The organism is Paenibacillus sp. TCA20 (assembly GCF_000732325.1).
Classification (GTDB): domain Bacteria; phylum Bacillota; class Bacilli; order Paenibacillales; family Paenibacillaceae; genus Paenibacillus; species Paenibacillus urinalis.
In genome coordinates, this window is the sequence record NZ_BBIW01000020.1 from 21,436 (window position 1) to 34,379 (window position 12,944).

Annotated in this window: 4 protein-coding genes and 1 pseudogene; all 5 read left to right on the forward strand. The window is 41.4% G+C overall.

The features are described 5' to 3' along the window. Positions 1–4: 4 nt before the first annotated feature. Positions 5–3,582, forward strand: a pseudogene (pglX, locus tag TCA2_RS24335) (BREX-1 system adenine-specific DNA-methyltransferase PglX). Positions 3,583–3,606: 24 nt separating this feature from the next. Then, a complete protein-coding gene (pglZ, locus tag TCA2_RS24340) occupies positions 3,607–6,129 on the forward strand; it encodes a BREX-1 system phosphatase PglZ type A (RefSeq protein WP_047914200.1) in 2,523 nt (840 codons plus the stop codon). 53 nt (positions 6,130–6,182) lie between these two features. Further along, a complete protein-coding gene (brxL, locus tag TCA2_RS24345; protein WP_047914214.1) occupies positions 6,183–8,204 on the forward strand; it encodes a protease Lon-related BREX system protein BrxL in 2,022 nt (673 codons plus the stop codon). Between the two features lie 341 nt (positions 8,205–8,545). After that, positions 8,546–9,979: a reverse transcriptase/maturase family protein gene (locus TCA2_RS24350; RefSeq protein WP_238546507.1), complete on the forward strand. Its 1,434-nt coding sequence runs from the start codon at positions 8,546–8,548 to the stop codon at positions 9,977–9,979. 66 nt (positions 9,980–10,045) lie between these two features. Then, positions 10,046–12,730, forward strand: coding sequence for a DEAD/DEAH box helicase (locus TCA2_RS24355; RefSeq protein ID WP_047914201.1), 2,685 nt, complete (start codon positions 10,046–10,048; stop codon positions 12,728–12,730). Positions 12,731–12,944: the final 214 nt, after the last annotated feature.

A 12,944-nucleotide genomic window follows, 5' to 3' on the forward strand; every position in this document is an offset into this window, starting at 1 on the left:
GCAGATGAATAAGACCGCAATCAAAAACTTTGCCATATGGGCAAGAAAGAAGCTCATTGCAGATATCACGTACAAGGCAGGGTTGTTGGGGATTACGGAGAAGGGGATTGGAAATCCCCTCCCGCAATCTACGAAGGATGTTCAGTTTTTTGACATTGGAGCCATGGAACCTTATTCCATCAAAAATGTGGAAATTGAGCAACGCAAGCATTTGGTTGATATCATACAACAAAAAGAAAAGCAGTCTGATTATAAAACGGCTTATAATAGCGTCATTGAAGAGGTTGCCTATACCTGGTTTAACCGACTTATTGCTGTGCGTTTTATGGAAGTGAACGATTATTTGCCTTCAAGAAGCAGGGTTTTATCTTCGGAGAGCAGTTCCAAGATTGAACCGGACTTGGTGACATCTCCTTTTGATGCAGATTTGGATTATACACCTTATGAGAAAGATCGAATCATTCAGTTGAAAAATGAAAATAAGTTGGACGAACTGTTCAGGATGCTATTTATCAAACAGTGTAATTCACTGAATGCAATTTTGCCTGAACTGTTTCAGCAAACGAATGACTATACTGAACTGCTGATGAATGTGTCCTTTACGGATAAGGATGGTGTTGTGTATCGATTGGTACACGATATTCCGGAAGATGATTTCAACGTGGGAAAAGAGGGGCAGGTTGAAATTATTGGGTGGTTATATCAATACTACAACACAGAGCCGAAAGACGAAACCTTCGCATTGCTGAAGAAGAACGTCAAAATTACGAAGGAGCGAATTCCAGCCGCTACTCAGTTGTTTACACCGGATTGGATTGTTCGATATATGGTTGAAAACAGCCTGGGCCGTCTTTGGTTAGAAGGTCACCCGAACGACGAACTAAAAGCTAAATGGAAATATTACTTAGACGAGGCTGAGCAGGAACCGGAAGTGCAGGTGCAACTGGACTGGATTCGGGAAGAGTACAAGAACATCAAGCTGGAAGATATTAAGGTTATTGATCCATGCATGGGCAGTGGCCATATTCTGGTATACGCTTTTGATGTACTTATGCAGATTTATGAGAGCTATGGATACAGCCAGCGTGATGCTGCCAGGAGTATTATTGAACACAACTTATACGGACTGGATATTGATAACCGAGCTTACCAACTTGCATATTTCGCTGTAATGATGAAAGCTAGACAATACAACCGTCGAATTTTGGATGGTGAAACTAAGTGTCATCTTTACACGATTCAGGAGAGCAACGAGTTAAATCGAGGACACCTTGATTATTTTGGTCATGGTATGATAGATATGGAACGAAAAGTTGCCCTAAACGAGACGTGCTACTTATTGGATACTTTGAAAGATGCTAAAGAGTATGGTTCAATATTGAAAGTTAAGGACTTGAACTGGGGAAAATTGCATGAGTTTATTGATAATCTAAGTTTTAACGGTCAGATGAGTCTCGAAACATTTGGATTAGTGGAAAGTCAAACCCAGCTTCGTCAGATGGTGGAGTTTATGGAAGTTTTGGCAGGAAAGTACGATGTGGTGGCTACGAATCCTCCTTATATGGGAAGTAGTGGGATGGATTTCAGGCTTTTAGAATATATAAAAATTAATTTTCCAGATAGCAAGACAGATTTATTTGCGGTGTTTATCGAAAGATGTAATCAATATGTTAAAAGAGAAGGTTATCTTTCGATGATTACACAAAACGCATGGATGTTTCTATCAAGTTACGAGAATTTACGAAAAAAATATTATTAAATGATATTGTGAATATGGCTCATTTAGGGCCGAGGGCTTTTGATGCAATTGGTGGTGAAATTGTCCAAACGACAGCATTTGTAATAAGGCCAAGACAGATATCTAGATATAGAAGTGAATATATAAGGCTTGTTGATGTAGTTGGTGAAAACGAAAAAAAAGATGCTTTTTTGTCCGGAAATCGAAAGTATACTGCACCAAAAGAGTATTTTTATCAAATACCGGGGATACCAATTGCTTACTGGATCACCAAAAAAGCAGTATTAGCTTTTGGAAGTTATGAAAAAATTAAAGAAATTTTACTGCCTAAACAAGGAACATCTACCGGAAATGATGAAAAATTTGTAAGGTATTGGCATGAAATAAACGCATCATTGTTTTCAAATGCAATGACATCAATCGAGGAAGCTATTAATTCGGGTTACAAATATTTCCCCTTAGATAAAGGGGGCGAATATAGAAAATGGTTTGGAAATAATGAAAAAGTGATTAAAATGGACCGAAAGAGCTATGATGAATTGCTTCTTTTAGGAAATCATCTTCCTTCAAGGCAATATTATTTTCGTGAAGGTTTAACATGGTCAAAAATCGCCTCAGAGCTTTCGGTAAGATATGATCCTCAAGGTTTCGTGTTTAGTTCGGTAGGGCTTAAAGGATTTCCTGATAAAAGAAATATATATGCAGTACTCTCTTATATGAATAGTAAAGTATGTAGATACTTTACAAATATTATTTCACCAGGACTTAGTATTATTAGTGGGGATATAGAGAAACTTCCTTATAGTATAATAGAGAGTAATGAAATAGATCAACTAACAAAAGAAAATATATCATTATCTAAAAAAGAATGGGATGCTTATGAAGTTAGTTGGGACTTTGTTCGACATCCTTTCTTGGGCGTGCATATAGGGTCTAGTCGTCTGGAGCAAATATTCATAGCATGGGATGATTTTATCGCAGAACTTATATTAAAGCTAAAAGGTAACGAAGAAGAACTTAACCGAATTTTTATTAAAATTTACGGATTGCAAGATGAACTGTCTCCTGAAGTCGAAGAGAAAGATGTAACCATCCGAAAAGCAGACTTAGGCCGTGATGTTCGTTCATTTCTCTCATATGCCGTTGGCTGTATGTTTGGTCGTTACAGTCTTAATTTCGAAGGATTAGCTTATGCCGGTGGTGACTGGGATGACAGCAAATACACCACCTTCATACCGGATAAAGATAATGTTATCCCGATTACCGACGAAGAATACTTCGAGGACGATATTGTTGGTTTGTTCTGCGCATTCCTGAAAAAATCATTTGGTTCGGATACGCTCGAAGAAAATCTTGACTTTATCGCCAAAGCACTTGGTAACAAAGGAAATACTTCTAGAGAAGTAATTCGGAATTACTTTCTTAAAGACTTCTTTAAAGACCATTGCAAGGTTTATCAAAAACGTCCAATCTACTGGCTCTATGATAGTGGGAAGGAAGACGGCTTCAAGGCTTTGATCTACATGCACCGTTATAACGAGGATACCATCGGCAACTTGCGGATTGACTATCTGCATCGGATGCAGCGTGTCTACGAGAGCGAGATCACGCGGATGCAGGAGACCATTGACAACAGCAATAATGCGCGGGAAGTAGCCGCGGCAACGAAACGAAAGGAAAAGCTGATCCGGCAGTTGAAAGAAACCAAAGAATATGACGAAAAGATTGCACATCTAGCGCTTGCACGCATACCGATTGATCTGGACGATGGTCTGAAAGTCAATTACGATAAAGTGCAGACGGGAACAGACGGCAAGAAGCTGGATGTGCTGGCGAAGATTTAATCATGATGGGAAGGAGCGGGTCGTATGGCTGAACTGAATTTGAAACAAATTGCCGACAAGTTGAATGCCGAGTTCACTGGCGAAACCCGCAAACTGGTATTCTGGTATGACGATAAAGCTGAATTTTCTGAAGACGTTCATACTCTTGAATTAAATAATGCTAAACTGTATCGTTTGGAGCCCGACAACCAGTTTTATACCAAGTACTTTCTGGAACGGTTGGATCGAACAACGAATTATTTGATTTATGCACCGTTCCCCAAACCGCACGTTCGGGATAATCATCTGGCCGATACCATTAAATATTCCAAAGAATTTTTTGCCGATCGTGCTTCTCTGCTATCTGTTGACCTCGGAATTGATGAGAAGTATAAGCCGCTCATCCAGAAATATATTAAATTCTTTGGGGCAAAAGACAGGACTCAACGGTTTTATGATTTAGAGATTGAAAACTTTACTAAAGACACCATTGAAATTGCTCTGATGAGCGTACTTTGCAAAACACGAACAGCTTCCTTCGAGGAAGTTGTTCGTGTCGTCTTAACAGATAGCGGCTTGCAGGGCAACAAATTTCTTGCAGATTTTGAAAAGTACGATCTCCTTCCTGCTTACTGGCGACTTTGTGAGGACTATTTTGATTATACGGATTCCAATCCGACGCTTGAGAAGCTGGTCGTTACCATGTTCGTTACCTACACGGATCGGTATATCGATACCGAACTTCCTAAGGCTTGGAAAAGCTTTGTTTCTTATAAGTCCGGCAATATTATTGCTTTCTTGGACAACCTGATGAATAGTTTGCTCTACCGTGATAGATATAACGAATTATCCGAGATTGTGGCCACGGGATTGAATGCCGCTTCTACCTTGGAATCCGTAAACGTCGAAGATTTGTTGCGATGCGATGCATTTTCGTTTATTGATCAAATGATTATTCGTTGGATTGTGGGGCGGCTCTTGGTTGAGGATACTGGTGCTCATCTGAAAGGAATGACCATCCCGCTGATCTGCCAAGAACGGAGAAAGCGGCATTTTGGAGATATCTACAAAGAACAGTATCATCTAATGGAACATGCCTATTTTCTGATTTTACAAGCGAAATATCACTGCCCCGAAGATTTCAAGGGGATTGTCAGCCAATACTGCAAAACTGACTATCTTATGGATACGCATTATCGATATTTCTACACCTATTTCGACAAACTTAAGGACAATGTTGCATTCGAGCGACTGCGTGATCTGATTGAGAACATCTATACCAATAAATATTTGGCTGAAATCATTTCAAAGTGGAACGCGGTTATTGATTGCGATGAATCTATTACGGTATTGCCGTTACAGAGGGATTTCTACTCTCGATATGTTCGCAACAGCAAAGAACGTGTAGTCATCATTATATCCGATGCTATGCGTTATGAGACGGGCCGTTCATTGTTTGCGAGATTACAGGATGATGAGAAATGTACTGTGAAATTTGAATCTATGCTTGGTGTATTGCCATCGTATACGCGGCTTGGAATGGCGGCACTCCTTCCACACAAAACAATAGAAATGACAGAGGATTACCGTGTACTGGTGGATGGGGCATCTTGTGATGATCTGAAGCAGCGTGAAGCTCTGCTACAACGCTATAATCCTAATAGCCGCTGCATTCAATATGACGACCTCAAATTGATGAAAAGAGATGCGATCCGTCAGTTATTTGTCGGGATGGACGTCATCTATATTTATCATAATCAAATTGATGCCCGCGGCGATAAAGCTAATACTGAGAACGAGGTTTTTACTGCTTGTGAGGAAGCTATAAATGAAATCCACGATCTGATTCGCCAGCTCACAGACCATGTAAGTGCTACTCATTATATCGTAACTGCGGATCACGGGTTTATCTATAAGCGCGACAAGCTGCAGGAAAGCGATAAGATCGCGAATATTTCCGAGAAAGGATCGTTTGTTAACCGGCGTTTTATTGTATCCGATCAATCAATTCTGGGGGATGGTATTGCTTCTTTGCCATTAAGCCGAATTCTTGGCAATCATGATACCAAAGTGGTATCATTCCCGATTAGTTCTAACGTGTTCAAGGTAGCTGGCGGTGGTCAGAACTATGTACATGGCGGGTCATCCCCGCAGGAAATGATTATTCCAGTGCTGGATATTAAAACGGAAAAAGGGCATAAAGAGACGAGAACCATCCAGATTGCGCTGATCAGTATGGTTCAGAAAATTACGAACTTGATTACAACCCTTGATTTCATTCAGAACGAGCCGATTAGTGATGTCCTGAAGGGAACAAGTTTCAAGATTTTATTCATATCCGAAGACAACGAGAAGATTTCTAACGAGAACATTTATATTGCAGATAAGAAAGATGCTGACCCGCAAAAACGAATGTTCCGCCTCCGCTTTAATTTTAAAAATAAACAATACGATAAGTCGAAACGACATTATCTTGTTGCATTTGATGAAACAAATGACCTGGAAGTCCTTCGCCATGAGGTAGTGTTGGATATTGCTTTTGCAAATGACTTTGGATTCAATGTATAGGTGGTGAGTATGTGATCGACGACGTTCATCAGGGGACGGATGGCCAATCGGAAATGATAGAAAAATTGAAAACTTGGTTCTCAGGGAAAATTGTCAGGAAAGATCTGACCAAGAGAATCAAAGAAGGAGCTAACGTTCCGGTCTACGTATTGGAATATTTGCTCGGGATGTACTGTTCATCAATGGATGAAGAAGAGATTGAAGCCGGGGTCGTTAATGTAAAACTAATCTTGGCCGAAAACTATGTACGTCCGGATGAAGCGCAGAAGATTATTTCCAAGCTGCGCGAACGTGGCAGCTATACTGTAATTGATAAGGTTTCTGTCAAATTAAATTATAAGAATGATATCTACGAATCCGAATTTTCCAATCTTGGAATTAAAGGGGTTCCTATTGCAGAAACACACGTTTCCGACTATGAGCGACTTCTCTGCGGGGGGATTTGGTGTATTGTCCAACTGGAATATTTTTATGATGAAGCCGACAAAAATCGCTGCCCGTTCATTATCCGCAAGCTGACACCCATACAGATGCCGAGTTTGGATATCGAGGAAGTCAAGCATGCAAGAGCCCATTTTACCGACGATGAATGGATTGATCTTGTTTTAAGAAGCACAGGGATGGAGCCTTCACAATTTAATAAACGGGTCAAATGGCTGCATTTGGCTAGATTGATTCCACTTATAGAAAATAACTACAACCTGTGCGAACTCGGGCCAAGAGGAACGGGGAAATCCCATATTTATAAAGAAATTAGCCCCAATAGTATACTTGTCTCCGGAGGGCAGACTACAGTAGCCAATTTATTCTACAACATGGGCAGCAAAACGGTGGGGCTCGTTGGTTTGTGGGATTGTGTAGCGTTCGATGAAGTGGCCGGTATCAAGTTTAAAGATCAAGACGGCGTACAAATCATGAAAGATTATATGGCTTCTGGTTCTTTCGCAAGAGGCAAGGAGGAGAAGAATGCCTATGCTTCCATGACATTCGTTGGCAACATTAATCAAAGTGTCGACGTAGTATTAAAGACGTCACACTTGTTTGATCCGTTCCCAGATGCAATGGCTAACGATTCTGCATTCCTTGATCGCATGCATTGCTATATTCCCGGTTGGGAAATCCCTAAGTATCGGCCTGAATATTTTACGAATGATTACGGTTTTATTACGGACTACTTTGCGGAGATCATGCGTGAGCTTCGTAAAATCTCCTACGGAGATGCATTTGAGAAATTTTTTAAGTTGGGTAATAATCTGAACCAGCGAGATGTAATCGCGGTAAGAAGAACGGTGTCAGGATTAACCAAATTGATTTACCCCAACGGGCAATTCACCAAAGAGAATGTTGAGGAAATTCTGAGATTCGCTTTGGAAATGCGCAGAAGAGTAAAAGAGCAGTTGAAAAAGATAGGCGGCATGGAATTCTATGATGTGAATTTTTCGTATATCGATCAAGAAACTTTCAACGAGGAATTTGTACCAGTTCCAGAGCAGGGAGGCGGCAAACTAATCCCAGAGGGAATGGGCAAGCCCGGTCATATTTACACGGTATCGCATGGAAAGTCTGGTATGATTGGGGTCTACAAATTAGAGATGCAAATGACCTCGGGTACTGGAAAATTTGAGAAAACAGGTCTTGGTTCGGATCGTGAAGCCAGGGAAGCTGTTGATACGGCGTATCGGTACTTAAAAGCGAATGGTAAAAATATTAGTGGATCGATTAGTACGACCACAAAGGATTACCTCATGCACATCCAAGACATGAACGGTATTGGCATGACCAAGTATCTGACCTTACCTGCTGTAGTAGCTATATGTTCGGTAGCCTTGAATAAACCTGCTCTAGGTTCCTCCGTAGTGTTGGGTGACTTAAGTATCGGTGGCACGATCATGAAAGTCGAAGAACTGGCGAATACATTGCAGGTTTGCTTGGACAGCGGAGCCAAGAAGGTCTTGATTCCAATTACATCAGCAGTTGATCTTGGAACTGTCCCGTCTGAATTGATTGGCTGCTTCAATATTATCTTCTACCAGAGTGCGGAAGATGCTGTGTTTAAGGCATTAGGGGTTGAGTGAACGAGAGTCACAATTTTTTGTCGAATTTTGGTTTGCCAAATCTATGAAACTATGATACTATAATTTTGCCTTGCAGACCTGCTGTAAGGGTTGGAGATTGAAGTCAAGGGTCTGGCGAGCAGTAGCACGCACAAGACACACTGACACAGTTCACTGGTGGACACGAACTCACACAGCAACCAACTAGCACTCCACATTGAACACGCCTCCTCAACTATCTTAGCATAGTTGTTCATGCGTAATGTACGGGTGGCTGCAATACTATTACATCATACCTGCCAACTTAGGGATGCTACCCCCCGTGTTGGCAGGTATTGCACTTTATGGGGGAATTTATGACTGTGGATGAGTGGAAGAAAAAGATGAAATTCCGAGGCTATGCCCATTTCGATAGAAAAATAACCATAAATGAAGCATGGGATTATATCTCTGATCCACTAAAAATAAAAACTCATGGCTTTCTTCCTTTTATCCACCATACATTGAAAATTACGAAGTATAGTAAATCCAAAGGTAAGAGTACCAAAAACCGTGAAATTTGTTATTCCGCACACATGGATCGGTATATCTATCAGTACTACGCTTATCAATTAAATGAAGAATATAACAAAAGAGTATCTATTGACGGTCTTGATCAATGCTCGATTGCTTATCGCAACAATCTGCACATGAATAATATTCATTTTGCTAAACAGGCTTTTGACAAAATAAAAGAACTTAAAGAATGCTATGTCGTCATCGGGGACTTTAAAAACTTTTTCGACAGCCTTGACCATCAATACTTAAAAAAGCGAATGTGTCAACTGCTTCAAAAAGATAAGCTTCCTAACGATTATTATGCGGTATTTAAAAACATCACTAAATATTCAACATGGGAATTATCCGACCTTTTGAAAGAAAATGGGCATTTGTTAAATCTTTCTGGAATTAAGCGACTAAACAAACAAGATTTGGCGATACCTTGGAGTAAATTTAAGGCCTTAAAGAAGGACATGGTTACTCCAAATAAAAAATCGTTCGGCATTCCTCAAGGATCGGCAATAAGTGCTGTGTTGTCAAATATATACATGCTTGAGTTCGATGCTAAGATAAATTCATATGTTACTTCCAAAGATGGAATGTATATGAGGTATAGCGATGATTTTATTGTTATCCTTCCAAAAGATAAGGCGTTACCATTGGAACAAGAACTTGCCTTCTTGATGTCAATCATACATGCAACACCGTCACTGGTGTTGGAGCCTGATAAAACCCAACTTTTTGAATGCAGTATAGGCAACATAGAATCATTTGACATCCGCGATGCTTTATTATGTATGACAGGAAAAAAGAAAATTGATTACTTAGGTTTTTCTTTCGATGGGAATGCTGTAACTATTAGGGATAAGACCATTTCGAAGTATTATAATAAGTTGAATCGAAATATAAAGAAGATTCTGAGAAGCAAAGATGATCCAAAAACAAAAGTAATCATTAAAAGCATACGCCTCTATCGAAAATTTGGATATCATGAGCATGAGGATAGCAAGGATTTAAAAAATAGGAACTTCCTTAGTTATGTGGGTAGGGCCGAACGAATATTTGGTCCTGATGAGCGAGTTAATGTAGTGAAGGCAAGACACATTCAGATGATAAGAAAAAAAACTGAGAAATCACGAAAGACGATCATAGTGGTCGTCTTTTTTTGTGCGAATTTACATAAACAAGGACTTAATGCCTATATTGTCGAATTATCAATAAAGGGATTTTATTTCACAGGAACGTATATTCGATGACAACCTATTGTCTAATCATTATGTTTAAATAGGATCAACAGACATTAGCGATGGAGGGATTAGGTAATGGCATTTCTGAAATGCTCGGAATGCACCAATATGCTAAAGGCAATTCAAATTTCCAATAAAATCAGCCAAGTTGGGGAGCAACGATTACTTGAATATTCGCCAACCGGGATTAAATGTTCAGACTGGACTCCCGTAATTGAAAACCTCCGAGGATTCGCAGAAGGAATTTACTGTCCGTCTTGTTTTGCTATCGTTCCTCTAGAGAAAGAAGAATTTGTACTATGTGAGGATAACCGAATTCCTGGCGTCGTAAGTCATGAATTTTCATCAGAAGATGTACTGGATAAGCTGAAGAAGTTGGCCGAGGAAGAGGCCGCTGAGATTTATGTACATACACTTCCTGCCAAAGAAGCAACTTTTGCAGATATTCCTGAATCTACACCGGAGCCCATTAAGGACGCCTTATATCGAATGGGAATTAAGCAGTTATATTCACACCAAGCAGAAACGGCCGATGCAGTCCATTCTGGTTCTAATGTTGTCTTGGTCACTTCAACGTCATCCGGAAAGACGTTGTCCTATAACCTGCCGATTCTTAGTCGTTTATATAACCATCCCGAAGAACGTGCGTTATACATATTTCCAACAAAAGCGTTAGCAAATGATCAATTGGATCAAATTAGGCGGTTTGGCTTGCAACTGACGGAGAATCCTTCTTCCCTGGATGAATGGTTTGAGACCCAGTTGCATTTGGGAGATCGTCTGATTCATATTGGTCGGCTGGATGGGGATACCGAGAATGGGCCGCGGCAGCGAATCATGGAGAAGGCACAGGTATGGATGACGAATCCAGATATGATTCATTACTCTATTCTCGGGCAAGTTCAGAAGGTGAAGTATGCGACCGCGCACCACATTCGGAATTATCTGCGGAACCTTAAATTTATTGTGCTTGATGAGATGCATATGTACCGCGGCACATTCGGAAGTCATGTCGCATTAGTACTCAGACGTCTGCTGAAGGTTTGCCGAGAACTGGGTAATGCACACAATATCCAGATTATCACGAGCTCTGCAACGATTGAGAACCCTGCTAGATTAGCAGAGGATCTTACGGGGCTAAGTGGCTTTACCCTCATCAATACAGATGGTTCCGCCCATCAGAAGAAGGAAATCGTCCTCTGGAATCCTGGCATGTCTGCCGACGAACAGGTCCGCCGCGCGCCTTCTACCGATGCGATTACGATGGCGAAACAAATTATGACTGTGGATCAGAAGGTGATTAAGAGCATCATTTTTCAGCCTTCTCGCAGCCAGACGATGGTGTTTACCCGTTATATCAAAGACGTATTGCGCCAGCCTCTCCGACTACCTAAGGAGAAAGTGGACGGAGAGAAACTCGCGGCTTTTTATACTGGAATTCTACCGAATGATACCCGGAAACGGATTATTGAGCGTCTCAAGTCCCACGATATTCATGTCATTATTACGACCAATGCCCTTGAAGTCGGGATTGATATCGGTGATCTGAGTCTCGCCGTTCTTGTTGGTTATCCCGGATCGAAAGCGGCGTTCTCCCAACAGATTGGGCGCGTAGGCCGCAAAGGCGAGGGAGTCGCTGTCTTGATCCTGCAGGACGAACCGCTTCAGCAGTATTACATGCGAAACCCACTGGAGTTTATTCACAAGGCTCCGGAAGTAGTTCGAATTAATCCAACAAATTACAAGTTGTTGGCTTTGCATATTCCTCTACTGAGAGAAGAGCTAGGGAGAGAAGTCACGAAGGAAGACTTGCAGAACATGTTCCCCGGATTAGTTGAAGACTATATCGAGACTGTTCTCCAGGTTGCCGCATCAGCGAATCAAGAGGAAGTCGTTGATAAAAAGTTTAGCCTTCGATCCATCTCCGGGCAAAACTACAGCGTCACCATTCGTGGACAGGATCAAACGATCGTTGACGGTCTGGATGAATGGAGTGCTCTTCGTGACTTCCATGAAGGCGCGATCTATTGGACTCCTGGAGAAAAAGGCTATCGAGTAGACTCTATCAATCGCAGAAAAGGCGAAATCATTCTATTGCCCATTCAAGAACTAACTTATTACACCCAATCTACTTATCGTGATGCCATCGATATTATGCAGACTTACCAGAAGCAAAATATCGAAGGAATCGATATGGCCTATGGTGAACTAGAGATCAAGCGGAGCGTCTTCGGTTATAAGAAGGTTTATTTCGGACAGAAGCATGAATCGGAGCAGGTTCAATTGGACCATCCGTCCGTCACCCGATTTACTCCCGAAGGAATGTGGGTTACATTAACGGATTCCCAATGGGGCCACTTGAAAAATAACATCCAGGAATGGGTAGATGAAGGCAGACCCGTTGATCTGTTGGCCGAAGGCTCTCTTCACGCTGCAGGTCACGCTATGACTTCCGTTATTCCTGACCTCATTATTTGTGACGCGAATGACTTTACAGGTTTTTCGGCGAGTGCAATGACGGCTTTTGCTAATCGACCTGTTATCGGCTTCTATGGCGAGAATGGCTCCGGCCTCGGAACCATCGAGGCGATTTACGAGAAACTCCCTCATGTGCTTCGAAAAGCGCTTGAGCTTATTGAAAGCTGCTCTTGTACTGAAGGATGTCCTAGTTGCGTCCAGCTCCCCGGTAAAGGGAATATTGAACTGTTCAAACCTGGGGCCAAAATGCTGCTGAAGATACTGATTGAAGGGAACGATTAAGAATGCCTGTAATCTGCTCTTCTTGTGGAGGCCAACGGCCATATGGAGACTTTGTCCAAATCGGTTATAAAGCTGATCCGAAAGGATATTACCGTTATATCCATCAACGTGCAAACGGGATTCGCTTTTCGGAGTGGCGCTCACTTGAACCCGATATGGAGTCCTATATAAACAAACAAGCCGGCGTTTATTGTACGCATGATGGATGCTTGAT